Source organism: Halomonas sp. 113, assembly GCF_904067645.1.
In the GTDB taxonomy this organism is placed as follows: domain Bacteria; phylum Pseudomonadota; class Gammaproteobacteria; order Pseudomonadales; family Halomonadaceae; genus Vreelandella; species Vreelandella titanicae.
Genome location: NZ_LR881453.1, coordinates 2927824 through 2951650, shown reverse-complemented (window position 1 = coordinate 2951650; position 23827 = coordinate 2927824). Strand labels below are relative to the sequence as shown.

Here is a 23827-nt window from a genome sequence, read left to right as displayed (position 1 = left end):
TTAAGAGGGTCTATCAAGCCAGCTAATCACGTCATCGATGCGATGAACTTCGTGGCGGGGTGGCAGTGCTGGCCTTTCGATCATCACAATAGGCAGGCCGAGGGTTCTTGCCGCGGTGAGTTTGGACGCGGCCCCTTCGCCGCCGGAATTTTTACACACGATGCGCTGGATGCGCTGCGTTTCCAGCAGGGCGAGATCGCCCTCCAGCGTAAACGGGCCTCGATCAATCACGGTGCTGACATCTGGCAGTGGCGGCGGGCTGGTAGGCCGGTCAACCAAACGCAGCACGTAATGGTGCTGGGGCTGGGCGGCAAAGGCCGCAAGGTGTATGCGGCCAATGGCGAGCAGCACTCGCTGGGGCGGGCCCGCCAGGGTGCTGACGGCTTCATCGATACTTGCCACGCTTTGCCACTGGTCGCCCTCAACGGGTTGCCAGGCGGGCCGGGTAAGAGCGACGGCCTTTACGCCGCACTGTGCCGCAGCGGCTAACACGTTGCTGCTCATCTGCGCGGCAAAGGGGTGCGTAGCATCGACTATATGGGTGATGCGCTCCTGGGCCACAAAGGCGGCAAGGCCGCTAACGCCGCCGAAACCGCCAATGCGGCTCGGCAGCGGCTGGGGTTTCGGCGTGGCAACACGACCCGCATAGCTGAAAATGGCGGGAAGCTCGCGCTTGGCAACTGCACTGGCCAGAGCGCTGGCCTCCGAGGTTCCCCCGAGAATTAGGATCTTGATCATGGTTGAAATTTCTCACGCTCCAGTGTGTCAGGCTCCCTGGCTGACCCTGTTAGGCTGGGGGGAGGGTGGCACACAGGGACTAACCGCGGCAAGTCGCGCCGCATTGGAAAGTGCCGAGGTGGTGTTCGGCGCGCGCCGCCATCTGCGCCTTTTGCCGCCCCTAAACGCCGAGGTGATTGAGTGGCCAGTGCCCTTTGCCGATGGCATTTCTGAACTGCTCAATCAGCGCGGCCGCCGGGTGGTGATGCTGGTCTCGAACGACCCATTTTGGTTTGGGGCGGGCACCAGCCTGGCGCAGCATCTCAGCGCAGACGAGTGGCTGGCACTACCAGCACCTTCCACCTTCAGCCTGGTGGCTGCACGCTTGGGCTGGCCGCTGGAGCGCTGCACCTGCCTGGGCCTGCACGCCAAACCGCTGACGCGCATTCGACCTTACCTGCATGCCGAAAGGCGTTTGCTGGTGCTGGTAAGAGACGGCGAAGCGGTGGCCGAATTCGCCTCGTTGGTCAGCCGGTTCGGCTTTGGGGATTCCCAGCTAACGGTGCTGGAAGCCCTGGGCGGCGATAACGAGCGCATTCGCCATTGCCGTGTTGACGCCAGCTTGCCCCAGGATATCGCCCATCCAGTGGCGTTAGCGCTGGAAGTAGCAGGCAGCGGCCCCGCCTTGCCGCTGACGCCCGGCCTGCCGGATCATTTTTTTGACCACGACGGCCAGATCACCAAACAGACCATTCGCGCCATCACCCTGGCGGCGCTGGCCCCCATGCCTGGCGAGCGCCTATGGGATATCGGCACCGGTTCAGGTTCTATTGCCATTGAGTGGCTGCTCGCTCACCCGGATAATCAAGCGGTAGGCTTTGAGCAACACGCTGAACGAGCAGCGCGGGCGCGCAGCAATGCAGCGAACCTGGGCGTTGATTGGCTGGAAGTAAAAGAGGGCAGCGCGCCGGAAGTGCTAAACGATACGCCGCACCCCGATGCGGTATTTATCGGCGGCGGGCTATCCCAAGCGCTGTTAGACGACTTATGGCAGCGATTGCCCGAGGGCGTGCGCATCGTCGCCAATGCGGTGACACTAGAATCTGAAGCGCTGCTGGCGCACTGGCATCAGCAGGCAGGCGGCGAACTGCTACGACTGGAGCTTGCCAATGCCGCCCCCATTGGCACTCGGCGGGGCTGGAAGGCCAGCTACCCGATCGTTCAGTGGCGGGGCGTTCGGTGAAGCAATTGGCGTTGAGAATAGCGGGATTTGGCTTTCGTCGCGAGGCCACTCTTGAATCCCTCGCCCAGGCGTTGGATCGGCTTATCGAGCACTACGGGGCAATCGATAAGCTGGCGGCGGCTCATTCAATGCTGCCGTTAGTCGAAGAGCTGGGGCGGCTGCGAGGCATCGAGGTTATCGCCGTAGCGGACGCCGAGCTGCCCACGGTGACAACGCTGACTCATTCAGCACAAAGCTTGCAGGCGCGAGGCACGGGTAGCGTGGCCGAGGCCGTGGCGCTATTAGCTGCGGGCCCGGGGGCAACGCTTCTAGGGCCACGGATAATTTCAGCGGATAGGCAGACCACCGCCGCCCTGGCGTTGTCAGAAGTACCAGAAGGAATCACAGAATGACCGTACACTTCATTGGCGCCGGCCCCGGCGCGCCGGATCTGCTCACACTACGCGGGCGCGACCTGATCGCCGCCTGCCCGGTGTGCCTGTACGCGGGCTCATTAGTGCCGGAGGAAATCCTCGAGCACTGCCCGGCTGGGGCGCGGGTGATCAACACCGCGCCGTTCTCGCTGGATGACATCATGCAGGAGATCAGCCGCGCCCACGCCTCAGGCCAGGATATCGCCCGGCTGCATTCGGGGGATCTATCGGTGTGGTCGGCCATGGGCGAGCAGCTGCGCCGCCTGCGCGAGCTGGATATCCCCTACAGCATTACCCCCGGCGTACCAGCCTTCGCGGCTGCTTCGGCAACCTTGGGCCAGGAGCTGACGCTGCCCGGTGTCGCCCAGTCGGTAGTGCTCACCCGCACGCCGGGCCGGGCCAGCGCCATGCCCAGCGACGAGACGCTGGCCAATTTCGCCCGCACCGGCGCCACGCTTGCCATTCATCTCTCCATCCATAATCTTTCCCAGGTGGTAGAGAGCCTGACGCCTTACTACGGCGAGCAGTGCCCGGTAGCGATTGTGTGGCGGGCAAGCTGGCCCGACGAGCGGGTAGTGCGAGGGCGGCTAGCCACTATAGAAGCGCTGATCGATGACACCATGCAGCGCACCGCGCTAATTCTGGTGGGGCCGGTGCTCGAAAGTGACGATTTCCAGGAGAGCAGCCTCTACGCCGTAGGCTACGACCGCCGCTTTCGCCCTCAATCGGCGGATTCGCCTTTTGCCACGGCAAGCCAAGACCAAGAGCGCGAATCATGATCACGCTCTCGCTAGTAGGCATCGGCACCGGCAACCTAGATCACGTCACCCTGGCCGCCGTGCGCGCCCTCAACAGCGCCGACCTGATCCTGCTGCCCCGCAAGGGCGAGGCCAAGTCGGATCTTATCGACCTGCGCCGGTTGCTTTGCGAACGGCTGCTGGAAGCGCCGGTGACCACCAAGATCGTCGAGTTCGATCTGCCTAGTCGTGATGGCCGCAATGACTACCTGGGCGCGGTGGACGACTGGCACGCTGCCATCGCCAGCGTCTGGGCGGAGCTAATCGACGAACATCTCCCTAAAGGTGGGCGGGTAGGTATGCTGGTGTGGGGCGACCCCTCGCTTTACGACAGCAGCCTGCGTATTACTCAGCGGCTAAACGCTGCGGGTAAGCAGGTTGATGTAGAGGTGGTGCCAGGCATCACCAGCCTGCAAGTGCTCACCGCCGAACATAAAATCCCGCTAAATGCCCTCGCCGAGCCAGTAAACATCACCACCGGCCGCCGCCTACGCGAGCGCGGCTGGCCAAGCGATGCCGCTACGGTAGCCGTAATGCTGGATAGCGGCGGGGCATTTACCTCGCTGCCGCAAGACGATACCTACATCTGGTGGGGCGCCTACCTGGGCATGGATAAACAGTGCTTGATCAAAGGCTGGCTAAGCGAGGTCAGCGACCAGATCATCCAGCGCCGGGCAGAGCTACGCGACACCCACGGCTGGATAATGGATATTTATCTGCTAGCCAGAAAGCCTCTGCTATAGTGCTGGTATTAATATGGAATGATTTTCCATAAAATGGCGCTACTGACCAACTAATATTTGAGGAATAGCCATGAGCTTTTACGTTTACCTATCCGGCGAGATCCACACAGATTGGCGCGAAGAAATCCAACGCGGCGCCGAGGCCGCGGGCCTGGATATCGTGTTTACCGCACCGGTCACCGACCACGCCGCCTCTGACGCCGCCGGCGACCACCTGGGCAAGCCGGAAAATGGCTTCTGGCGCGATCACCAGTCATCCAAGGTCAACGCCATCCGCACCCGCACGATGATTGAGCAGGCGGATCTGGTCGTTGTACGCTTCGGCGACCAGTACAAACAGTGGAACGCCGCCTTCGATGCAGGTTACTGCGCCGCCCTCGCCAAGCCTTACATCACTCTGCACAGTGAAGATATTATTCACCCGCTGAAAGAAGTCGATGCCGGTGCGAACGCCTGGTGCACCACGACGGATCAGGTGGTCGAGACACTGCGCTACGTTCTGAAAGCCTAAGACGCCCACCCAGCGAAGTGCACGGTGCCCTGTAAGGGGCATCGTGTCACAAAGTCTGCAATAGGGGGCTGTAGGAGCCCAATTCATTGTGCGATCAGCGTGTAATCAGCCGCCAAAAACGATCGCCCGACGGAGTCGGGCTCTTACAGAAGCCCTCTGCAATGGGGCTAAGGGTTGGCAGTTCGTCGCGCGATCAGCAGTTATCCCGCCACCGCAAGCCATGCTCGACGAAGTTGGGCGCTTACAAGGCCCTGTGCAGAGGGTGTTGTAAGAGCCCAATTTATTGGGCGATCAAGCGTCTATCCCGTCACCAAAAAGCTATCGTCTGACAAAGTTAGGCTGTTACCTAAGCCCGTCCCTTAAGACCATGCAAAATTTCTTGCGATAGGCGCGTCAGCTACGCTACTTTTCATATGTAGCGAATAAGCATTCTATAAAATAGCGGGTATGTGATTTTCAAACCTGCTGGTGGCTGATAATAAGTTATAAGGGAGGTTACTCGTTGTGAATAGGATTGCATTAACAGCGATACTTTTGCTGTCACTCTTTTCATCGTTGGCATGGGCAGATACCAAGCCTAGGCCAATGATTATGGAGCTGTTTCGTTCGCAGATAGATGCCATTGCCTCAGAGAGCTATGAGCAATTTATGGATCATGCGGATGCAAACTTTCGCCAATCGATCAGCCAAGATCAGTTTGGTGCTCTTTCAGAGTCTTTATCCCCAAGGCTTGTGGATGGCTATCAGTCAGAGTATTTGGGCGCTTTAAATCAGGACGGCTTCAACGTTCATTTGTGGAAGATGACCCTTGCCAGCTCGGATTCCGACAATCTCTTAAAAATGGCCATGCGGGAAAACGAAATAGCAGGGTTCTGGATCCAATAAACAGTTAACCAGGGGCGCTAGCCGACTGGCAAACCTGCTGTTGAAACCCTGAATTCAAACATTAAACGCAGTACCTGTGGTTTTCAGCGCCCCTGAATACTCTCCGAGGAACACTTGTGCCGATGTCCGATACCCCAAACGTTTTCTGGGGCGATTGTGTAGCTTGGCAACGGCTCTCTTCAGTGCTGAGTCGCTCACCTTTCGGAAGTCCGTTCCTTTCGGGAAATGTTGGCGAATCAGTCCGTTGGTGTTTTCATTGGTGCCATGCTGGCATGAGCGGTGCGGGCCGCAAAAAAAGGTCTTGGCCGATGGTTCGCACTGCTCCACGGCGTGGTGCTAATAACTGGGTGATCGGCTTGGCCGTTCTAGTGGTCGTGATCTTAGGAAGGCGCGCTGCGAAGAGGTAACCGCTAGGGTCTCCTTTATACCGTATCGCCCTCCCAATCGACGATATGGTGCCTCTTTCCCACTTCGGCGGGGCGCTGTGGGATATTGCCCAATCCCGTATAGTTGTCCAACTAGCGCTGATAGCGCCGCTGGCGTTCGCTTCCATAGTTCACCGCCCTGTTTCTTATTATCCCAGAAGATCCACAGATGGCTTACACTAACTCCGCTGGCATTTGGCTTGTGGCGCAGCAGCGCTGGAGTAGGGTGGGGCGGACTCCATCCCGTTGGTAAAGTCGAGAGGGTACTGGCGTTGGCCCTCCTTCCTCTACTGTGTGAACCAAAGTGCTGAGGTTATTCTATGAATCCAGGATGTCAGGTGATTAGGGCTGTTTTATGTGCATGATAAGAATGTTGAATAGCACAGCGCGTTCATTCCATACCAGAGCGTGAAGTCTAATTACTGTTAACTTACAGCACGCAGGTGAGACGAGAAGAAAAGTAACATGAAGAGCTACCATTACAGTAGCTCTTATCAGTAATATATTCTATTTTTTTGAGGATTTACTAGGTTTTAAGTCCGGAGTATTTCCCGGTGTTTTTTTATTGTCACGTCGACGTTGATCGGGTTTCCCTGTTGATTCTGCAATTGGCTTTGGACCTGGTTTAAGAGCCATAATAGTTTTCCTCAAGTGTTTGAGAGTAATCCTCTCATTCATCAATTTACTTGTATTGATGTGCATGTTCAATAGGCATTAGAGGGGGCGGTCTCAAGTTTGAAGTCTGGAGCGCCGAAATTTAACAAGACGCAGCAGTTTGCGGCCGCCGGACGCTCATAAACTCGCGCCGCTGTGTTTGGTGTTGAGGTTGTAGAAAAACCCCTTTGACGTCTAGGTTTTGGTAGGCTCGAGAAAAAAGACGAGGAGTGGTCAGCATGCCGCACTTCAAGCCCTGTAACCAAGATCAGGACGCCATGGTGGTGGTCAACTACTAAGATTAGCTCCAACCCGATACGCTTGAGCGCAAGTGAGACTTATCCGTTTTCCATACCGAGTGCCGCAAGGAGCGACCAGTCGGCTGGCCTATGATGCAGCTATTTTTATAAATTCAGTATTCTATAAATTCAAGTTATTTAAGGCGATCCATCAATATTATGACGAGAAAAACACTAGGCTTGAAGGTGAAAAGGCAGATAGATGCCAAGCCCGCCGATGAGGTTGAAGATCAATTCCCTAATGATCCCGAAAAACGTTTTTTAAATGGCGTCGCTATTCATCCTTCCCCACGCATCTATTTAGAGCCTGGTTCTAATCAGCGTACTGTGCGAGCGATGGATTTGATTACGCCCATTGGGATGGGGCAACGTGGGCTGATTGTGGCGCCGCCAGGCTCTGGCAAAACGACGATGTTAAAACATATCTGTCAGGCCGTGGCCGAGGCTCATCCTGACATAAAGCTGTATGCCTTGCTGATTGATGAGCGCCCTGAAGAAGTGACCGATTTTAAGCGCAGTGTGACGGCAGAGGTACATGCCTCGTCGTCAGACGAAAGCTATACACACCATGTGCGTATGGCCGATAAGCTGCTTGAGACGGCGCGTAAGCAAGCAGGCGACGGTCATAATGTGATGATTGTGATCGATTCTCTGACGAGACTCTCGCGAGTGCATAATGCCGAGCAGCGGGGCAATGGTCGCACTATGTCGGGTGGGCTGGATTCCCGAGCGATGGAAATACCGCGAAAACTGTTTGGCGCCGCGAGAAAGATCGAACACGGCGGATCGCTCACCATTCTGGCCACCGTGCTGGTGGATACGGGAAGCCGTATGGATCAGGTGATTTTCGAGGAGTTCAAGGGCACCGGCAATATGGAACTCATGTTATCCCGGGAAGTGACCAATCAACGGATTTTCCCGGCGATAGATATTGCCAAAAGCAGTACCCGGCGAGAAGAGCTGTTGATTGATGCAAAGGATATTGAAAAAGTAAGGACATTGCGGAGAGCCTTGACAACGCTTAAGCCAGTAGAAAGCGCCCAGAAGTTGCTTGAGTTATTGGATAAATATCCAACGAATGCCGAGCTGTTAGATCAGTTTTTACCAGCCTCGTGAAATGTCTATAATAAAGAAGCTCACCTTTGGTTTTTTTAAGAATACAGGGAGGTGAGCTTCTTGGGTAAGTATTAACGATTACTTTGTTTATTATAGTTTAAGTTTGACTCGGGTACTGCTTTGCGAACCGGAAAGCCTGCAACCTCTTTGCGCTCAATAATGCTTTTTAACCGTCTTTCAATGGCACAAAGATTTTTAAAGTCACTCATGTCGACTAAAGAGATGGCTTCCCCTGAGGCTCCAGCACGGCCGGTACGGCCAATGCGGTGGATGTACTCTTCTGGCTTAAAGGGTAAATCATAATTCACCACACGGCTCAGTTCGCCAATATCCAAACCTCGCGCGGCAACCCCCGTGGCGACCAAGTACTTTAATTCGCCGGTTTTGAACTGAGCCAGAATCTTTTCGCGCATCGCTTGGCTTCTATCGCCATGAATGGAATCCGCTGTGATGCCGCGTTTTTCCAGTTGAGCAACAAGCTTGGCTGCATTGTGTTTTTTCTCGGTAAAAATAAGCGCCTGATCCCACTTTTGTTCGTTGATCAAGTGGCTCAACAAGGCGGATTTCGTGTCTTTATCGACGGTGATTAGCCATTGTTGGACATTAGCGGCGGCGCGGATGTTGGGAGAAATGGATATTTCAGCCGCTAGATCGGTCATCTTGCTATCTGAAAAATCGTAGGCGAGGGCGCGTACGTCGTCTGTCATTGTGGCCGAGAACAGTAGGTTCTGACGGTTTTCAGGTAGGCGCTCTATGATCTTATGGATATCGTCGGCAAACCCCATGTCGACCATTCTGTCTGCTTCGTCCAGTACCATGACTTTAAGTTCGTCAAAATGCAGCGCACGCTGATGCGCCAAATCAAGCAATCTGCCCGGCGTGGCGACTAGAATATCCACTCCTTTGATTAGGCGCTCTTTTTGCGCTTCGGTATCCACACCGCCATACATCGCCATAGAGGTTAGGTGCGTGTGTTTAGCGTATTGAGCCACATTGGCTTCGACCTGAACCGCTAGCTCACGGGTCGGCACGAGAATCAGCGCACGTATGCGTTTGCCGCGTAACGTTCCCGTGTTGCTAAATCGTTCTAGCAGAGGCAGAACAAAAGCAGCGGTTTTGCCCGTGCCTGTTTGTGCGGTGGCGATTAAGTCGTTACCCGAGAGAATGGCAGGAATCGCTTGTTCCTGAATGGGCGTTGGCGTGTTGTAACCTAGTTCGGTAATCGCTTGAACAAGAGGACTGGATAATCCTAGTTTTGAAAATGGCATTAGGAGCTCTGACCGATGGTCGTAAGGTGTGTCGAAAATGAAAAATGATGCAGTATAGCGTAAAAGCAGCCGCTCGTTGCTCGAACAGGGCAATTAGCTTCATAGTGCTGAACGGTGACTTTTGTGATGAAATTAAAGGCATTCATTAAATGAATGGTAAGTGATGCTTTATAGTACGCTAATAATGGTTAGAATTAGCCTTGACGTTGGAGAGATAACATGGGCGATATAGGATTCATTTTTGGAATTATGGGAATGTCGATGGGCATCTTGGGGTTTGTTTTTGGCATCATTTCATTTTCTAAAATTGTTAAGCTCGAGAAAAAATTGGCGAAAGCGGAGTCTCAGGGTAATTGAAGTTAGATCGTGAGTGAGCGAAATAAAAATGCAATTAAATTCACTTATTTAGGTCGCTGCACCCTTGTTCCTCGCACCGTTTATGGCAAACGTTAATCAATATGCAAATGAACCCCGTCATTCAAGAAGAAATATCCGGCTGTGGCATCGCATCATGCGCTGCTCTTGCGGGCATTACCTATGCACAGGCCAAAGAGACAGCTAACGCCTTGGGTATTTATGCCGAAGACACAGCGCTTTGGTCAGACACCGAGTACGTCCGTAAGCTCTTGCGTGCTTTGGGAATCACCGCTGCACCCACGGAGACGCCATTCGATACCTGGGAACGCCTTCCTGACAAGGCGCTGTTGGCGATCAAATGGCGCATGGAGCAGGGCAGACCTTTCTGGCATTGGGTGGTGTTTGTTAGAAGTGAGCAGGAAACCGTGGTGCTGGATTCCAAAAAAGCCTTGAAAACAAACATCCGTCGCGACTTTGGGCGCATCAAGCCCAAGTGGTTCATTCATGTAGATTAAGGTTTGATAGCTATTATTGAGGTCTACTCTTAAGGGCTACTCTTAAGGTCTATGAGCTAGCGCTTGGTTCTTGCTGGGCTCTCGCTTTCTGTTCTGCCTGATCCAACAGGACTGGGCCGCTACCTGATTCCGCCAGCTTGTCGTCCGGGTTATAGAGCGGGCAACTGGTCATGCTCAGACAGCCGCAGCCTATACAGCCTGCCAGGTTACTACGTAGCTTTTGCAGATAAGCAATCCTGCCATCGAGCATCTGCTGCCAGTTTTTTGAAAGCTGTTGCCAGTCTTCAACCGTCGGTGTGCGGTTATTGGGCAGTGATTCAAAAGCTCGCTTGATCTCATCCAGGCTGACGCCGACTTTCTGCGCGGCTTTAATCACCGAAATCCGCCTTAGGACTTCTGGTTTATAGCGGCGCTGATTGCCTGCATTACGCCAGCTATGGATCAGGCCTTGCTGCTCGTAAAAGTGCAAGGTGCTGACTTTAATGCCGCAGCGCTTTGCCACCTTACCAACACTCCAAATTGCCTCTGCCATCACGCACTCCTGAATCTTTTTTGCCATTTTTTTCCAAAAACAGCTTTACCTCAAGTGAAGTTGAGGTTTTATCCTGCCATTTCACTTAACGCAAGGAGACTCTTATGTACTTGGAACACGTGAATCTGGTCGTTGATGATATGGATGCCATGCTGGATTTTTACTGCGCCGTATTCCCGCATTGGCGGGTACGCGATGAAGGCCATGGCGAGTGGTATGGCAAACCGCGTAAATGGGTGCACTTTGGTGACGACGAACATTACCTGGCGTTAAGCGATCACGGCGAAGGGGCAAACCGCGATCTGAAAGGTCACAGCGTTGGCTTGGCCCATTTTGCCTATGTGACCGATAACCTGGATGCCGTTGTGGCCAGGTTGAATAACGCGGGTTATGCCATTGCCAAACCAGGAGCTGTAGAGCCGTTTCGCAAGAATGTCTATTTTGTCGATCCGGCCGGTTTTGAGGTGGAGTTTGTCGAATACCTGAGCGATATCCCGGCCGAGCGGAATTTAAACCGCGATGCTCAGCAAACAGCAACGTAGGAGAGATAGACAATTAGCGGTGTTTGGTAGTCAAGCATGCTCTTGATAAGCAGGGGTTTGTAAGCAATAACGAGCCAGAAAGCCTCTTTTTTAAAACTAGAAATTTTGGATTGATAATGAAAATAGATGTCGGCTTTACGCACATTGCGTTATCAGCAAGTAACTTAGATCAAAGTATTGATTTTTATCAGCGCTATGCCCACATGTCTGTCATTCATGAGCGAACAGATAAGGAAATTGACAAGCGAGTCGTTTGGTTGTCAGATAAATCACGCCCATTTGTATTAGTGTTAGTACAAAGCAGTAATCCGGTTCCTATATTAGGGCCTTTTGCCCACCTGGGTGTTGGTTGTAAAAGCAAGAGTGAAGTAGATGATTTATGTGACCAAGCTAGGCGCGAAGAAATATTGTCCCGGGAGGCGACTGATAGCGGCTATCCGGTAGGCTATTGGGCATTCATAAATGATCCTGATGGACATGTTTTAGAAATTTCGTATGGACAGGAAATCGGCTTAACGGTTGAAAGATCGGAAACTTAGGGGCACAGCAATACCGCCTCTGTTGCCGAGTGCTCTGTTGAGCTTCTTTCAAAACTGTCGTGTGAGCTGTTTAAAGCCAATCAGTGAGCAGTCCGCCCAGCAAAGTGAACGCATGGTGGAGATCAGTACGCCGCTCTTATCGTGTTGCAAGTGACGCCGGAACCCCATCCCATTTCTTGAGGTAACACTTCCCACGGGATGCCTGACTTAAGAAAAAACAGGATGTCGGTCAAGGCGGCACGGTTGGAAACACGTGGCCCACCACCATCATGCTTGGGTGAATCCAGTGGCAAGAGCGGCTCAACAATTCCCCAAAGTTCATCAGGGCATTTTTCTTAGCCATAATAGCTAAGCTAGGCACGTAGGTGAGCTATTTCAAGGGTTTTGCAAGGAGCTCTTATCAATTCAGGCTGTATAACTGCCTTCCTGTGTTTAGAGATTAGCTATAAGTTTACACCGACTGATTTTGGGAATCGTAGGGGATAATGGTTGGGTTGTGTTTAATAAACGCTTAAGCGGGGAAGGCCAGTTACCTTGTAAAAGGTAGCAGCGCAATTTGAATAGATGAGACCCAAATTAAATTTCACCTTTTGCAGTGAATAAGTGGCTGTCTTGTTCTATCTTGGTGAGCAGCAGTGTACCGCTGATCCTGCTTTACTATTTCTTCAGTTACAGTTCAGAGATTCATGAGCCTATGCGGCGCCAGAACCCCTTCGCTTCATGGTGTCGTCCCATACAAAAAGGGAGTGACAGATGTCTGAGATCGCTTACGCCAAAATTCACCCGGCCATTGGTATCGCCAGGGTGGGCAATTCCAAGCAAACTGACGGTTTTTACATCGGCCCCCAGGTCACCGAGCCCCTGCCCAGGGAACCGGGGACCTATCGGGACGCCACTGGTGCCTTGAAACGCGAGGTGGCCGAGTTCCGCATCTACGCTTACGACGGCAACGGTAGGGTAGTGCGGGAACTGACCATGGATCCTACCACCGAGATTACCTGGACAGTGGAGGTAGCTAACCATAAAGCGGCTTGGTACAACTTCGAGCTCGCGTTGGATATCCCCGAAGCTGAGACGGCAGCGCCTTCCACGCGTCGTAACGCCGAGGTGGCTCTGCGGGATAGGCACAATCTGTCCATTACCCCAGGAGCGCGTAGCATCAATACCTGTTCCGGCGTGGCTCAGTTTCAGGGCGGCACGTTCATGGGAATAGAGGTGCCACTGGGGGAGTTACGCACCGACACTGTTGGTCGCCTGCAGGTATTCGGTGGCCATGGGCGCTCCGCTTCCTATCTGGAAAAGCCACCCACTACCTTCGCCAATAATGACGGCTGGTATGACGACACCAGTGACGGCCCCGTGACGGCCACAGTATTGGTGGATGGCCGTCCGATTACCGTGACGCCAGCCTGGGTGGTGGTGGCTCCGCCCAATTACGGCCCACAGCAGAAAGCGGTGCGTACCATGTACGCGCTGATGACGGATGTGGCTATCCAGGCTGGCCTGTTACCGGCACCCACCAGACCTTCCTTTACCGACGACATACTGCCCATCCTCAAAGCCATGTGCGATCTACAATGGATGAATGCGGGCTTTGCCGCTGGCTTCGGCTATGGTATGCCCCAGCATTTCCTTGAGCCCCGCTACCTGTCGCAGTTGGACGAACCGGGTGAAACCTACGCCGAACTTAGGCGCACTGTGGTCAATAGCTTCCGCAATCCCCAGGACGGCGATATCTCCATGAAGCCTTGGCCCTGGATCTATGGCGATGCCATGAATGTTCCCATGCCAAACGTGCCCGACGCTATGAACACCCTGACCACCACCCAACTGGCACTGCTGGACAAGTGGGCAGAAGGGGATTTTGAAGCGGACTACGATCCACATCGGCAATCACCTGAGAGTATCGACAAGGTTCCGTTGGAGCAGCAGCCCGCTATGCTGGACAGAGCAGCGATGGAGTTCTGCATCGCCGACGCTTTCCATCCGGGGTGTGAGATGACCTGGCCGGTACGCCATAGCACCATGTATATGGAACCCTACCGCTGGCGCCACCGCAGCCCCGAAGATCCGGAGCCGGACTATGGCACAACGCTGACGCCAGCCATGGCGAAGTCCTATAACGGCCCCCTATACGGCCAATACCCTGGCTCTATTACCCGTTGGATGGCTATTCCCTGGCAAACTGACACTGCGAGTTGCCGCTCCGGCTACGACACCGAATACGATCCCTATCTACCCACCTTCTGGCCTGCTCGGGTACCTAATCAGGTACTGAGCAAGGAGAACTATGACACGGTTATGAACGACTCGCTGCCGAGAGAAGAGCGCTTGGCTGCCTACCATCAGCGTGCCGATTGGGATCGCACCCTGGGCGCTGGCCACAATAAACAGTTGGCGAGAATGGTGACTGATTTTGATCAGATGGGAATCGTAGAGGTGCAGCCAGGGCTCAACGGAGATCCCGACTTCCCGCCGCAGATGCAGGTCGAAGATAGAGGCGGCCGTGACTTGACGCCTGAGGAGCGGCACGACACAGACAAAGGCATGCGGAAGCTGTTGATCGAACAACGACGTGGCCGCTAATGGCTAACTATCGCCCCTTCGACGTAGTGATTGTCGGTGCCGGACCTGCTGGGCTGGCGCTCGGCACTCTGCTGCGGCCGGAGCAGCGGGTGCTGGTGCTGGAACGCCGGGCTTCCCTGGCTAGGACGCCCCCCATTGGTGAGTCCCTGCCGGGAGCAGCAGCTGTGCTGCTGCAGCGCCTTAACTTGATGGCAGCTTTTCGGGACGCGGGACACCGGGAGCGGGGCGCTGCAGTATCGGTGTGGGACGATGACAAGCCGGTCTGGCGGGATGCCATCCAGGATCCGGCCGGACCTGGGTGGTATCTAGATCGGCGGGAATTTGAGCAGATGCTGCGTCTTCGAGCCCAGGATGTCGGGGTGACGCTGGGGGAGGGCTGCAAGCAAGTGGATATTCGCCACCGTCAGGGCCAGTGGTACTTGGACACGACACTGGGATCGTTTAGGGCGCCTGTGATGATTGATGCCACGGGCCGTAGTGGGTATCTGGGGCGTCAATTGGGATTACGGCGCGATGCTGATGATCCTTTGCTGTGCCTCTACAGTTTCCTGGACCAAGCGGCCGAGAGCCAGGACGCTACTATGCGCATTCAGGCGGATGCCCGTGGCTGGTGGTATACGGTGCCCCTGCCTCAAGGGCAACGGGTGTTGGCCTACCATATGGACGTCGATGATCCGCTATGCCGTCAGTTGTTGCGTCACCCCGATGCCTTTCTGGCCCGAGCCAGGGAGCATGCCCTATTGGCAGAGGTGCTGGAGAGGGTGGCCCCCGCCCGTGTACGCGGCCGACCGGCGGGTACTTCCCTGTTGGAAGTAGGGCAGTTGCCGAAGGCGGGGCCGGGATTTCTGGCTATCGGCGATGCCCTGCTGGCCTTCGACCCATTGGCTTCACAAGGGCTCTTTCATTCCCTGGCTTCGGCAACCAGTGCAGCCAAGGCCATCGAATCTGGCTTGCACCAATCACTCGGTGCCTACCAGCAGGAGATGCAAGCAGTCAGCCAGCGTTATCTCTTTCATCTCAAGGCCAGCTACCAGGGGCCAAGGCGGTTCAGTCAGGAGGCCTTCTGGCAGCGGAGGCAGTGAATTGAAGGCCATGGCGAGTGGTATGGTAAATCGCGTAAATGGGTGCACTTTTGGTGACGACGAACATTACTTGGCGCTAAGCGATATCCCGGCCGAGCGGAATTTAAATCAAGATGCCACTTAATAAGCAAGCAGTTCAGCACCTTCCAGGGTGCTGAACCGTAATAGATTTAGCTTTGATGCACCATGAAATATCTTTAGAATAACCTGTTAAAATTCCTGGATCTTTCAGTGGGACTTGGAAGCAAAACGGCTTTCAGGAAGTGATGAGAACTAATTACTCCTATGGAAGAAACGGATTGACCCTAAGGAAGACAAAGCGTACCGGCCTAAATTTATGAAGCTGTCTAGCGCTGGTTCAGGTGCAACCTTATCCAGGGCTAGGCAGCTTTTCAGTACCGCCTTTGGCGCCATTGACCATCGTTAGGAACATTTAGATGATTCGTAAATACCGTGAGGCGGATATTGAACAAATTTTGGATATCTGGCTTTCAGCTTCGATTAAAGCCCACTCCTTTGTTGGTTCTGAATTTTGGCAGTCAAAAGTTAGCGATATGCGGGATATATACATCCCTGCATCAGACACCTTTGTATTTGAGGCTGATGAGCAGGTTACAGGGTTTTATTGCCTCTATGGAAATACGTTAGCAGCAGTTTTTGTGCTACCAAGCCTGCAGGGAAATGGTATAGGGTCAGCGTTGATTGAAGATGCTAAGAGCAGAAGGGCGTGTTTACAGCTAAGTGTCTATAGGCAGAACGCTTCCAGCATCAGTTTTTATCAAAAACATGGCTTCATTGCATTAAGTGAGCAGATTGACGAACAAACTGGCTATCCTGAATTCATCATGGAACACTACTGTTAACAACGTGTAGCGATTAGCAGCGGTTTGTGATCGAGGGTGTAAAGCATTAAGGAATATTCAATGAAAGGTGAATGTTTGTGTGGGGAGATTAAGTTCGAAATCGAAGGGGAACTGCCGAACTTCTATCAATGTCACTGCTCTCTGTGTCGCAAAGCGACAGGGTCTGCGTCAAATACGGCCACTTTTGTAAAAGCGGATAGCTTCCGTTGGCATTCCGGCCAATCCAAAATCAGTACTTTTCAGAAGCCAACCGGTTACCGGAATGATTTTTGTTCGGTCTGCGGCAGTCTGGTACCCAACCAACTGAGAGACACGGGGTTGGTATGGATTCCCGCTGGTTTGCTAAATGATGTGACTGCGTCGCAAATATCTATCCATCTTCACCTTTCTTCGTCGGCTTCTTGGGCTTCAGAATCAGATGGCTGTGTTCGTTTGGATGGTGGCCCCGATAGTTTGGAATCGCTTAACCAGGCATTGCAGAAGCCAAGTCGTTGAATGCAGGTCGAATCTTTGCCATTGGTAGCTGAAATGTCCTCCAATGCCTCTAAGGAGTGGTCTGATGGCGCGAGCAGCTAGGACGACCACTCAAATACCAACACCCCAGCACAAAAACCGTAAAATGATCGACCGTAGAGCCATCCCCAAAGGGTATAATGTCACTGTTAACGGTGGGTTGGCTTCGTTACATGCGTTAATTTTCAGCAGGTTTGTTTACTTGTTACTATTTTTAAATAGAGAAAAGGTAGTCGTTCATGATTAACACCAAAATATACAAGGCGGTTTACGAACTCGCTGAAAAGCTCATGAAGGCTGCCGATAAAGAGGATAGAGAGGCTTTTGATGCGCTCTATGCGGAGCTGGAAGCTATTTGCACCGAGCATGAGAGCACCGATAAAGATCATCCAGAGCAGTGGGAAACATTGGCTGACTTCACCGAAGAGCTGGATGAGGCGCTGGCAGTCTACGAAAAAGCCTTTGAAAAGGCCGTCGCCATTAACTCGAAGGATCACATGTCATCTATCGCGTTCTCCATGGCGAAGTTGCAAGTCGAACTGGGCCAAACCGACGCGGCTATCAGTAATCTTAAAAATGCCCAAGCCACCGCCAATAAAATTGAAGATGGCGAGCTTAAAGACGAAATTGACGAGCTGCTTGGGAAACTGACCACAGGTTAGTTTCTTTGAGCTGCTGGTTTTAATCATGTAGATGCACATAAAGCCTGATTGTGCTGGGTTTGCCTAAGACTAGGGACACTATTTTGACCAATAACGATATTTTTCGCCGCATACGTTACACCTTTGATTTAAAAGACAGCACCATCGTGGATATCTTCGCCTTGGCAGAGGTCAGCGTGGCTCAAGAGCAGGTAACGGCTTGGCTGAAAAAGGATGACGACGACGCCTTTGTCACCATGAAGAATAAGGAACTGGCGGCGTTTTTGAATGGGTTTATCAGCTTCAAGCGTGGTAAGCGCGAAGGGCCACAGCCCGTGCCAGAGTCGCAGTTGAACAACAATATGGTGTTTCAGAAGCTGCGCATTGCGCTGAATTTAAAGGCTGATGATATTTTGGCTGCTTTTGAACTGGCTGGCTTCAATCTAAGTAACCATGAATTAAGCGCGTTTTTCCGCAAGCCCAGCCATAAGAATTATCGAGAGTGTAAAGATCAGGTGCTGCGAAATTTCTTACTCGGCATCCAGCTTCAGTTGCGGCCAAACCAGGACGCTTCAAGCTCTGAGTCCTGAGCTTAATCGCCTGAATTCATATAATAGCTGCAGCACTTTGTATCATACGGTATAGGCCAGCTGCGGCTTCGATGTGACGTTTTAACAGCTGTCGAATCGAGCGGTCATTGGCGGTCTAACAGGAGAGTGTAATGTCTATAGATCCAATGGCGGTATGGGCGAATATGACATTGAAAATCTGGCCTGAACGCTACTGGATGCTCGATCTTAGCGACACATCCGCTCAAGATGTGGCTAACGTGTTCGTGGCAAGCGATGCTCGGTACAGCTGTTTAATTCGCGATCAGGCAGGTGTATCCGCGATAGTCGACGAGGCGGCTCTTGAACGCTTAAAAACTGAGGTCTCGATAAGAGATAGCTTCGGCCCGTTTCGAGTTGTATCAACGGATGGCGAGCTTCCTTTCGATGTGATTGGTTTTCTCGGCCCTGTTCTGCGAGTGCTAAATGAACACGGCATTAAAGCTGGCCCGCAGTGTGGTGCCGTATTCGATCACCTGTTTATTTATGAACGAGATGTTGAGCGGGCGATGGCCCTTCTAGAGGACTTCATTAGCCAGGCTAGGGCGTGTCAATAAGTTGCTTAGATGTGTCGCTCAACGGGGCGTTTGATGGCTAGTAGCTTGGCCGAAGGCATGAAACAGTGACTAGACCCCCAGATTTCGCTACACACTATTATTTGCGAGAGACAGGCCCGTTTCGGAGTCTCTCAGAGCTTCCTGCTGGCTCGGAAGATCCTGTATTCCAAGATATCCTAACTCGTCATCAGCGTGATCCCGGCTACCGACGGCGCTATGGTAGGAACTACATAGGAGTCCGACGTGAGGTTGAGGCTCGGCTGCGTGAACTCTTCGTTGCGCGTGGAGGTAAACCGCGCCGCGATCATCCCTTCTATCTAGTGCTTGGAGAATCCCCTTGGTTTCGTGACCTGAACGCAAACCAAGGTGAGCTTAGAATCCCTCTCTCTGAGCTCGATCCCGAAGTAACGTCTTTGACTTACCCGGATAGCTTTATTGCGCTAACCCGAGACGACAAGCCTTACTACAATCAAGTGTTTCTGCTTAATGAGGTGAGTAGGCTCGTTACACGCTTCGGAATCCCTGCCAATGATCACGAGATTCCTTACGAGCGCTATTGGGAAACAGATTTTGAGCTCTATATCGAGGTGCAGCTTTGGGCCACTCCACCCAACTTCAAAGCCTAGAAAACAATTAATTCAATTTTTTGGGAATGAAGGCAGCAAAATTGCGCTATATAAGCAGCGGTGAAGGTAGGCTTTAGCGTTAATGCCTTTCTCGAAATGGGAAGCAGTGGTGCCTTCGTGTCGCATTTTATCCTGAAGATGAAGGACAGATTCTAATTCTCTTTGTCATGAATTAGGAGAGTCAGCCTCGTGCATACATGCATGAGAGCAGCTAACCTGGCATTTCACTCGGTCATCAATAACCGCTAACGAGCATTTGCTTGCAATATGTTTGACTGCGCAATCATTTGAATATATATTTGTGGGATCAACCATCGCGCAAGAGTAATGGCTATGTCGGAAAATATAGAGGCAGGATTGGTGTTAAGTGTCATCAACCTGCAAAGTAAAATCCAAAAACGGATTGGCAGTGCGCTTTCCGCGCATGGTATTGGCCTGTCCGATTATCTGGTTCTCAATCAGCTATACACCGCACCCAATCAAAAAGTACGCCGTAGCGATCTTGCTGAACAGGTTGGGTTGAGCCCATCAGGGGTTACTCGCCTTTTAAATCCTATGGAGAAAATAGGGCTGGTTAAGAAGCAGGAAAACCCTCGTGATGCCAGAGTCAGCCTGGTGGCACTTACCACAGCTGGGACAAAAATTTATGAAGATGCGCAAGTTTCGTTTAAACACGCTTCTGCCGCATTGCTCGAACCACTTGATAAAAAAGAGTTGGATGAGTTTTATAAGCTGTTAAAGGAAGTGTTGTAGTTTTGCTTGCCCACTGGGCATTGACTCTTGATAAACCAGCCAGCAGATTTCAAGGGTTTGCACCGAACGAAAGCGGCGGAGGCACTTACCATGGCCAGAAATATTGAGATCAAAGCACGTATCGACAACATCGAAGCGCTCGAGTCCAGGGTGGCTAAGATCGCGGACAATGGGCCTACTGAGATAGTGCAAGACGATACCTTCTTCCATTGTGAGGCTGGTCGGCTGAAGCTTCGGGTGTTTTCAGAAAAGCACGGCGAACTCATTTTTTACCGGCGCGCCAATCAGGCAGGCCCGAAAGAATCGTTTTACGTTTGCTCGCAAACTGATGAGCCTGAGGCGTTGCGAGAGACGCTTTCGCTGGCTTATGGTGAAGTTGGTCGTGTTCGGAAACATCGCACGCTGTATCTTGTTGACAGGACTCGTGTACATCTCGATAGAGTGGAGGGCCTTGGGCACTTTCTTGAACTTGAAGTGGTACTTTCCTCCAGTGAATCATCACAGCCCGGTGTGGAAGTCGCGCACCGCCTATTGGATCAGCTCGGTATCGAGTCATCCCAGCTCATTGAAGGCGCTTATGTCGACTTGCTCGAGGAACAGGGGGGCTAACCATTGATTCTATAGGGTCTAACCAAGGAGCCGCGAAGGTTGTCGAGTTCATACGTTAGGGTAATCAGCTATGGAAATCGAAGCGGATCTGATAGAAAAGGAAAGAGCCTTGCTTAGCTTCGAGGTGCGCAGGTCACCGGCGAAGCTGCGGTCTTTACTGTCCTCGGATTTCCTGGAGATCGGCGCATCAGGCGATTTTTTCGGGTTAGATAGTGTCCTTGATTATTTGCCGCAGGAGTCCGCATGGTCGGCCATATCTCAGGACTTTGAGCACCGGAGATTGAGCTCTGATCTTATTCAGCTCTTTTATAGGGTTGCTATCAGTCGTCAAAATGGCTTAGGTACAAGCTATTCTCGGCGAACGTCAATATGGCGGAAAGAGGGAAGTGACTGGAAAATGGTTTACAACCAAGGTACGGCTATTTCTCCTTTTGAGGTTCAGTCTTAGATCGTTGATTCTGCGGGCGTTACACACTTTAATTTTGAAAAGTGAGGGGATATGGGAACGGAAATTTGGCTTCTGTATGTTAGCACCGTATTCATTTTGATGAGTACACCGGGCCCTAGCCAGCTTTTGATGCTTTCCAATAGCGTTAGCAATGGCTTCCAACGGTCGCTATTTACCGCTGCTGGCGATTTGTCAGCCAATTTTTTACAAATGATTGTCGCCTCGATAGGTTTGGTGAGCATTGTTCAGCAATCCAGTGATTTTTTTATCGTTGTGAAGTGGGCGGGGGTGGCATATTTATCGTACTTAGGCCTAAGGTTGATCTTCTCAAAGAGTGGGGGCCATGTAGGTGTGGCGAATCAGGGGCGGTCGAAAAAAAGCTTGTTTTGGCAAGGTTTTATCACTTCAGCCGCAAACCCTAAAGCCGTTATTTTTTTCGCTGCTCTTTTTCCACAGTTCATTAACCCATCTGAGCCCCTTCTGCATCAGTTTGCGATACTGAGTGCCACGTATCTCATCATGGATGCGGTTTTCTTGTTTTCCTACGGTAAATCAGCTGAATGGGTTAGTACGAAACTAAAGTCATCAGCGCGCCAGTACTTAGGTAAGGTATCTGGATCGTTTTTGATTGGCGCAGCGGTGCTTCTAGGTCTGAAGGAAGTTGATGCTAACTTATAAAACGCCTCGCCAGCGATAGATACGAGGGAGAAGGCTGTGGTCAAGCAAGTGGGCGGAGTTAACATTCAACCTAGGCACAGGGCTACATGCCACTGCGGCATGGTGGAGCTCGAACTCGATCTGCCTGAGGGGCTTGTTGACCCGAAACGGTGTAACTGCTCTATTTGCAGGCGCAAAGGCGCTGTTATGGCCTATGTACCATTGAACGGTCTTCGCATTCTCCGCGGCGCCGAGCATCTAAAGCTTTATCAGTTCAATTCAGGTGTCGCAAAGCACTACTTCTGTTCAAACTGCGGCATCTACACCCACCACCAAACGCGCTCGAACCCCACTGTGTATGGGTTCAATGTCGGGTGCCTGGAAGGCGTTAACCCCTGTGATTTGGATGGTGTACCGGTTAGCGACGGTATCAATCATGAGGTTGATCTGTAGCAGCAGGGATAGGGGAGCTATAACGTGTCCAGCGTTGGATGGTTCAGCACCACCCAGCAAGTCAAAATAGGCGCATTGGTAGTAAGGTATTGAGATGGAGCATGAAGCGCTGGTCAAAAAATGGCTGATGAGTGATCAGGCACGTATGGAGGCGCTGACAATAGCGGCTGCGCGGAAGCTGCCGGGGTGGTGTCTCGCTGCTGGATTCGTTAGAAACTTGGTGTGGGACAAGCTGCATAATTTTTCGAAGAATACGGCCCTTAACGACATCGATTTAATTTACTTCGATCCTGACGACATAAGCGATTCCCGCGATCATGAGATCGAGCAAGGATTAAGGGAAGTCTCAACGTTTCCCTGGTCGGTAAAGAACCAGGCAAGAATGCACGAGAGAAATAATGACTGTCCGTATACGTCCACTGAAGATGCCATGAGTTTCTGGGTAGAAGTAGAAACTGCTGTAGGCGCTGCTTTGGATGATGATGGAGACGTTATTCTTGTAGCTCCCTTTGGTGTTAAGCCTCTGTTTGACTATACCATTACCTTAAATCCCAAACGACCAAAGCGAACAGATTTTGATGCCCGAATATGCGCTAAGCGATGGCTACAAACCTGGCCAAGGTTGGTGGTAAAGGTCTTATAGATGATTGTTGTATCGGCAGGGCTTAGCACTGCACCGAGATCAACTATTTTCTTTACCGTGAAAATTGGTTGAAAATTAATAGGAAATGAAGCTATGGAACTTGCTAGAGTAAATGATGAAAATATCAACGATCTTTATGACTTGAATGTCAAGCTTGCTGAGTCTGAAAATCAAAAGCACCTGTTTACTGCTGATAGAACAAGTTACGCCGACGCTTTTTTGGCCTCTACGCCTGCTTGTTTTGGATTATTGGCTTATCAAGACAACCAGCCCATTGGCTTCTATATATATAATTTTAAGTTTGCGAGTTACGTTGGATCCCGCGTTCTTTATATTGAGGATCTGTACTTGATCGATGGTTTTGATGGCGATGAAAATAAAAGTATTTTACTACAGAATGCTGTAAATGAGTCACAGTCTGAGAATTGTTGTAGAGCTGAGATGCGTGTTCTTAAAGAGTTCAATATTGGGTATGATCTTATAAGTAGTTTTGGTTTCAGTGAGATCAAGAAGTGGAATGTTTATCGTCTAGATCTTTAATAAACCAGCACCAGTGCGCGTTGTTATTAAAACCTTAACAGCATATACGTGGAGCCTGTAATGAAATCAACCGTGGAAGAGCGTATTCGTTCGTTGGGATTGGAACTACCCGTCGTTACCACGCCAAGGGGCAGCTTTCGTTCCTATGCCATTTCGGACAACATGCTCTATCTGTCAGGTAAGGGTGCTCCGTTGCGAGAAGAGGGAGTTGTTGTCCCAAAAGTTGGGCAGGAAGTCACTGTTGAGCAGGCTCGGATGTACGCTCAAGAGGTTGGCCTGTATCTCCTTGCGCTCATTAAAGAAGCGCTGGGTGACTTTGATCGGGTTCAGCGTGTCGTGAAGGTGTTTGGTATGGTCAATGCTGATCCTAACTTTACTTCTCACACTGAAGTCATCAACGGTTGTTCCGACCTGTTTGTTACTGTTCTTGGTGAGCGCGGTGAGCATGCACGCTCTGCCATTGGGGTTGGCTCATTGCCGAAGGGGTTTGCTGTGGAAATTGAAGCCATCGTTGAGTTTTCAGGCTCTTCTCCACACCATCGCGACGCTTAACCTCTTCCTTGAGCTGTCCCCACTTTTGGTAGCTTTTGCCAAACGCCGAGGGCTTAGGCTCAGTAAAGGCACACTCCTGCCGGAAATCAATCGGGTTCGGAGCTAGCGCTTTCCGAGAGCATCATCAACAAGGAGGAAAG

30 protein-coding genes and 2 pseudogenes are annotated in these 23827 nt (G+C 51.9%); 27 read left to right on the top strand and 5 right to left on the bottom strand.

The genetic code is table 11. The features are described from left to right. Window positions 1-738, bottom strand: a complete 738-nt coding sequence (locus YERSI8AC_RS14000) for a cobalt-precorrin-6A reductase (protein WP_159176922.1) — start codon at window positions 736-738, stop codon at window positions 1-3. On the opposite strand from YERSI8AC_RS14000, the gene cbiE reads away from it, so the two are divergent. From cbiE to YERSI8AC_RS13970, 6 genes are all read left to right on the top strand, one after another. Next, entirely contained in the window at window positions 737-1960 is a 1224-nt protein-coding gene (gene cbiE, locus YERSI8AC_RS13995) for a precorrin-6y C5,15-methyltransferase (decarboxylating) subunit CbiE (protein WP_159176921.1), read from the top strand. The genes YERSI8AC_RS14000 and cbiE overlap by 2 nt on opposite strands. Further along, window positions 1957-2352, top strand: a complete 396-nt coding sequence (locus tag YERSI8AC_RS13990; RefSeq protein WP_159176920.1) for a cobalamin biosynthesis protein — start codon at window positions 1957-1959, stop codon at window positions 2350-2352. Before cbiE ends, YERSI8AC_RS13990 begins: the two co-directional genes overlap by 4 nt. Further along, window positions 2349-3152, top strand: coding sequence for a precorrin-4 C(11)-methyltransferase (gene cobM, locus YERSI8AC_RS13985; RefSeq protein WP_159176919.1), 804 nt, complete (start codon window positions 2349-2351; stop codon window positions 3150-3152). The genes YERSI8AC_RS13990 and cobM overlap by 4 nt, the downstream gene beginning before the upstream one ends. Further along, on the top strand, window positions 3149-3913 hold the full coding sequence (cobF, locus tag YERSI8AC_RS13980; protein WP_159176918.1) for a precorrin-6A synthase (deacetylating): 765 nt from the start codon (window positions 3149-3151) through the stop codon (window positions 3911-3913). The genes cobM and cobF overlap by 4 nt, the downstream gene beginning before the upstream one ends. Before the next feature lie 70 nt (window positions 3914-3983). Beyond that, window positions 3984-4424 carry a YtoQ family protein gene (locus tag YERSI8AC_RS13975; protein WP_159176917.1) on the top strand — a complete coding sequence of 147 codons (441 nt, stop codon included), beginning with the start codon at window positions 3984-3986 and terminating at the stop codon, window positions 4422-4424. A gap of 504 nt (window positions 4425-4928) precedes the next feature. Next, entirely contained in the window at window positions 4929-5309 is a 381-nt protein-coding gene (locus YERSI8AC_RS13970; protein ID WP_159176916.1) for a hypothetical protein, read from the top strand. 54 nt (window positions 5310-5363) lie between these two features. Here YERSI8AC_RS13970 and YERSI8AC_RS13965 read toward each other — a convergent pair. Beyond that, window positions 5364-5924: pseudogene (locus YERSI8AC_RS13965) on the bottom strand (transposase); the annotation flags it as partial. 922 nt (window positions 5925-6846) lie between these two features. Between YERSI8AC_RS13965 and rho the strand changes: the two are divergent. After that, window positions 6847-7803 (top strand): transcription termination factor Rho, encoded by a 957-nt coding sequence (gene rho, locus YERSI8AC_RS13960; RefSeq protein ID WP_159176915.1) that lies wholly within the window; start codon window positions 6847-6849, stop codon window positions 7801-7803. A 71-nt stretch (window positions 7804-7874) separates the two neighbouring features. Here rho and YERSI8AC_RS13955 read toward each other — a convergent pair whose 3' ends face one another. Then, the gene (locus tag YERSI8AC_RS13955) at window positions 7875-9071 is read right to left on the bottom strand and encodes a DEAD/DEAH box helicase (RefSeq protein ID WP_159176914.1); all 1197 of its coding nucleotides are present in this window, start codon (window positions 9069-9071) and stop codon (window positions 7875-7877) included. Between the two features lie 219 nt (window positions 9072-9290). Between YERSI8AC_RS13955 and YERSI8AC_RS13950 the strand changes: the two genes are divergently transcribed. Together YERSI8AC_RS13950 and YERSI8AC_RS13945 are read left to right on the top strand one after the other, a co-directional pair. Next, window positions 9291-9428 carry a hypothetical protein gene (locus YERSI8AC_RS13950; protein WP_201304218.1) on the top strand — a complete coding sequence of 46 codons (138 nt, stop codon included), beginning with the start codon at window positions 9291-9293 and terminating at the stop codon, window positions 9426-9428. Window positions 9429-9535: 107 nt separating this feature from the next. Beyond that, window positions 9536-9943 carry a hypothetical protein gene (locus tag YERSI8AC_RS13945; protein WP_159177935.1) on the top strand — a complete coding sequence of 136 codons (408 nt, stop codon included), beginning with the start codon at window positions 9536-9538 and terminating at the stop codon, window positions 9941-9943. 49 nt (window positions 9944-9992) lie between these two features. Here YERSI8AC_RS13945 and soxR read toward each other — a convergent pair whose 3' ends face one another. After that, window positions 9993-10475 (bottom strand): redox-sensitive transcriptional activator SoxR, encoded by a 483-nt coding sequence (gene soxR / locus YERSI8AC_RS13940; protein WP_138800770.1) that lies wholly within the window; start codon window positions 10473-10475, stop codon window positions 9993-9995. Between the two features lie 104 nt (window positions 10476-10579). On the opposite strand from soxR, the gene YERSI8AC_RS13935 reads away from it, so the two are divergent. Continuing rightward, entirely contained in the window at window positions 10580-11017 is a 438-nt protein-coding gene (locus YERSI8AC_RS13935) for a VOC family protein (protein WP_022523091.1), read from the top strand. Between the two features lie 116 nt (window positions 11018-11133). After that, a complete protein-coding gene (locus YERSI8AC_RS13930) occupies window positions 11134-11556 on the top strand; it encodes a VOC family protein (protein ID WP_022523092.1) in 423 nt (140 codons plus the stop codon). A gap of 146 nt (window positions 11557-11702) precedes the next feature. On the opposite strand, the pseudogene YERSI8AC_RS13925 reads toward YERSI8AC_RS13930, so the two are convergent. After that, window positions 11703-11879 (bottom strand): annotated as a pseudogene (locus YERSI8AC_RS13925) (transposase); the annotation flags it as partial. Between the two features lie 430 nt (window positions 11880-12309). On the opposite strand from YERSI8AC_RS13925, the gene YERSI8AC_RS13920 reads away from it, so the two are divergent. From YERSI8AC_RS13920 to YERSI8AC_RS13845, 16 genes are all read left to right on the top strand, one after another. Then, window positions 12310-14142, top strand: coding sequence for a LodA/GoxA family CTQ-dependent oxidase (locus YERSI8AC_RS13920; protein ID WP_159176913.1), 1833 nt, complete (start codon window positions 12310-12312; stop codon window positions 14140-14142). Next, window positions 14142-15224, top strand: a complete 1083-nt coding sequence (locus YERSI8AC_RS13915) for an NAD(P)/FAD-dependent oxidoreductase (protein WP_022523095.1) — start codon at window positions 14142-14144, stop codon at window positions 15222-15224. Before YERSI8AC_RS13920 ends, YERSI8AC_RS13915 begins: the two co-directional genes overlap by 1 nt. Before the next feature lie 437 nt (window positions 15225-15661). Beyond that, complete coding sequence (locus YERSI8AC_RS13910) at window positions 15662-16087, top strand: GNAT family N-acetyltransferase (RefSeq protein WP_022523096.1); 426 nt, start codon at window positions 15662-15664, stop codon at window positions 16085-16087. 60 nt (window positions 16088-16147) lie between these two features. Continuing rightward, window positions 16148-16582 carry a GFA family protein gene (locus YERSI8AC_RS13905; RefSeq protein WP_159176912.1) on the top strand — a complete coding sequence of 145 codons (435 nt, stop codon included), beginning with the start codon at window positions 16148-16150 and terminating at the stop codon, window positions 16580-16582. Window positions 16583-16839: 257 nt separating this feature from the next. Continuing rightward, window positions 16840-17262: a tetratricopeptide repeat protein gene (locus tag YERSI8AC_RS13900; RefSeq protein WP_159176911.1), complete on the top strand. Its 423-nt coding sequence runs from the start codon at window positions 16840-16842 to the stop codon at window positions 17260-17262. Window positions 17263-17345: 83 nt separating this feature from the next. Next, a complete protein-coding gene (locus YERSI8AC_RS13895) occupies window positions 17346-17831 on the top strand; it encodes a DUF1456 family protein (RefSeq protein ID WP_159176910.1) in 486 nt (161 codons plus the stop codon). 131 nt (window positions 17832-17962) lie between these two features. After that, on the top strand, window positions 17963-18406 hold the full coding sequence (locus tag YERSI8AC_RS13890; RefSeq protein ID WP_159176909.1) for a hypothetical protein: 444 nt from the start codon (window positions 17963-17965) through the stop codon (window positions 18404-18406). A 65-nt stretch (window positions 18407-18471) separates the two neighbouring features. After that, window positions 18472-19032: a hypothetical protein gene (locus YERSI8AC_RS13885; RefSeq protein WP_159176908.1), complete on the top strand. Its 561-nt coding sequence runs from the start codon at window positions 18472-18474 to the stop codon at window positions 19030-19032. A 333-nt stretch (window positions 19033-19365) separates the two neighbouring features. After that, window positions 19366-19785 (top strand): MarR family winged helix-turn-helix transcriptional regulator, encoded by a 420-nt coding sequence (locus tag YERSI8AC_RS13880; protein WP_223827934.1) that lies wholly within the window; start codon window positions 19366-19368, stop codon window positions 19783-19785. Between the two features lie 90 nt (window positions 19786-19875). Next, the gene (locus tag YERSI8AC_RS13875) at window positions 19876-20394 is read left to right on the top strand and encodes a class IV adenylate cyclase (RefSeq protein WP_159176906.1); all 519 of its coding nucleotides are present in this window, start codon (window positions 19876-19878) and stop codon (window positions 20392-20394) included. A 70-nt stretch (window positions 20395-20464) separates the two neighbouring features. Beyond that, window positions 20465-20842, top strand: a complete 378-nt coding sequence (locus YERSI8AC_RS13870) for a nuclear transport factor 2 family protein (RefSeq protein WP_159176905.1) — start codon at window positions 20465-20467, stop codon at window positions 20840-20842. 51 nt (window positions 20843-20893) lie between these two features. After that, on the top strand, window positions 20894-21520 hold the full coding sequence (locus YERSI8AC_RS13865; protein WP_159176904.1) for a LysE family translocator: 627 nt from the start codon (window positions 20894-20896) through the stop codon (window positions 21518-21520). A gap of 36 nt (window positions 21521-21556) precedes the next feature. Further along, window positions 21557-21952: a GFA family protein gene (locus YERSI8AC_RS13860; protein ID WP_159176903.1), complete on the top strand. Its 396-nt coding sequence runs from the start codon at window positions 21557-21559 to the stop codon at window positions 21950-21952. Window positions 21953-22046: 94 nt separating this feature from the next. Further along, a complete protein-coding gene (locus tag YERSI8AC_RS13855) occupies window positions 22047-22595 on the top strand; it encodes a nucleotidyltransferase family protein (protein WP_027957583.1) in 549 nt (182 codons plus the stop codon). A gap of 93 nt (window positions 22596-22688) precedes the next feature. Beyond that, entirely contained in the window at window positions 22689-23135 is a 447-nt protein-coding gene (locus tag YERSI8AC_RS13850) for a hypothetical protein (RefSeq protein WP_159176902.1), read from the top strand. A 60-nt stretch (window positions 23136-23195) separates the two neighbouring features. Beyond that, window positions 23196-23687: a RidA family protein gene (locus tag YERSI8AC_RS13845; protein WP_041158568.1), complete on the top strand. Its 492-nt coding sequence runs from the start codon at window positions 23196-23198 to the stop codon at window positions 23685-23687. The last annotated feature ends 140 nt before the right edge of the window (window positions 23688-23827 follow it).

Excerpts from the sequence above, each read along its gene's own strand:
- cbiE (WP_159176921.1), top strand. The coding sequence starts at position 737 with ATGGTTGAAATTTCTCACGCTCCAGTGTGTCAGGCTCCCTGGCTGACC.
- YERSI8AC_RS14000 (WP_159176922.1), bottom strand. The coding sequence starts at position 738 with ATGATCAAGATCCTAATTCTCGGGGGAACCTCGGAGGCCAGCGCTCTG.
- cobM (WP_159176919.1), top strand. The coding sequence starts at position 2,349 with ATGACCGTACACTTCATTGGCGCCGGCCCCGGCGCGCCGGATCTGCTC.
- cobF (WP_159176918.1), top strand. The coding sequence starts at position 3,149 with ATGATCACGCTCTCGCTAGTAGGCATCGGCACCGGCAACCTAGATCAC.
- YERSI8AC_RS13975 (WP_159176917.1), top strand. The coding sequence starts at position 3,984 with ATGAGCTTTTACGTTTACCTATCCGGCGAGATCCACACAGATTGGCGC.
- rho (WP_159176915.1), top strand. The coding sequence starts at position 6,847 with ATGACGAGAAAAACACTAGGCTTGAAGGTGAAAAGGCAGATAGATGCC.
- YERSI8AC_RS13955 (WP_159176914.1), bottom strand. The coding sequence starts at position 9,071 with ATGCCATTTTCAAAACTAGGATTATCCAGTCCTCTTGTTCAAGCGATT.
- YERSI8AC_RS13950 (WP_201304218.1), top strand. The coding sequence starts at position 9,291 with ATGGGCGATATAGGATTCATTTTTGGAATTATGGGAATGTCGATGGGC.
- YERSI8AC_RS13945 (WP_159177935.1), top strand. The coding sequence starts at position 9,536 with ATGAACCCCGTCATTCAAGAAGAAATATCCGGCTGTGGCATCGCATCA.
- soxR (WP_138800770.1), bottom strand. The coding sequence starts at position 10,475 with ATGGCAGAGGCAATTTGGAGTGTTGGTAAGGTGGCAAAGCGCTGCGGC.
- YERSI8AC_RS13935 (WP_022523091.1), top strand. The coding sequence starts at position 10,580 with ATGTACTTGGAACACGTGAATCTGGTCGTTGATGATATGGATGCCATG.
- YERSI8AC_RS13930 (WP_022523092.1), top strand. The coding sequence starts at position 11,134 with ATGAAAATAGATGTCGGCTTTACGCACATTGCGTTATCAGCAAGTAAC.
- YERSI8AC_RS13920 (WP_159176913.1), top strand. The coding sequence starts at position 12,310 with ATGTCTGAGATCGCTTACGCCAAAATTCACCCGGCCATTGGTATCGCC.
- YERSI8AC_RS13915 (WP_022523095.1), top strand. The coding sequence starts at position 14,142 with ATGGCTAACTATCGCCCCTTCGACGTAGTGATTGTCGGTGCCGGACCT.
- YERSI8AC_RS13910 (WP_022523096.1), top strand. The coding sequence starts at position 15,662 with ATGATTCGTAAATACCGTGAGGCGGATATTGAACAAATTTTGGATATC.
- YERSI8AC_RS13905 (WP_159176912.1), top strand. The coding sequence starts at position 16,148 with ATGAAAGGTGAATGTTTGTGTGGGGAGATTAAGTTCGAAATCGAAGGG.
- YERSI8AC_RS13900 (WP_159176911.1), top strand. The coding sequence starts at position 16,840 with ATGATTAACACCAAAATATACAAGGCGGTTTACGAACTCGCTGAAAAG.
- YERSI8AC_RS13890 (WP_159176909.1), top strand. The coding sequence starts at position 17,963 with ATGTCTATAGATCCAATGGCGGTATGGGCGAATATGACATTGAAAATC.
- YERSI8AC_RS13880 (WP_223827934.1), top strand. The coding sequence starts at position 19,366 with ATGTCGGAAAATATAGAGGCAGGATTGGTGTTAAGTGTCATCAACCTG.
- YERSI8AC_RS13875 (WP_159176906.1), top strand. The coding sequence starts at position 19,876 with ATGGCCAGAAATATTGAGATCAAAGCACGTATCGACAACATCGAAGCG.
- YERSI8AC_RS13870 (WP_159176905.1), top strand. The coding sequence starts at position 20,465 with ATGGAAATCGAAGCGGATCTGATAGAAAAGGAAAGAGCCTTGCTTAGC.
- YERSI8AC_RS13865 (WP_159176904.1), top strand. The coding sequence starts at position 20,894 with ATGGGAACGGAAATTTGGCTTCTGTATGTTAGCACCGTATTCATTTTG.
- YERSI8AC_RS13855 (WP_027957583.1), top strand. The coding sequence starts at position 22,047 with ATGGAGCATGAAGCGCTGGTCAAAAAATGGCTGATGAGTGATCAGGCA.
- YERSI8AC_RS13850 (WP_159176902.1), top strand. The coding sequence starts at position 22,689 with ATGGAACTTGCTAGAGTAAATGATGAAAATATCAACGATCTTTATGAC.
- YERSI8AC_RS13845 (WP_041158568.1), top strand. The coding sequence starts at position 23,196 with ATGAAATCAACCGTGGAAGAGCGTATTCGTTCGTTGGGATTGGAACTA.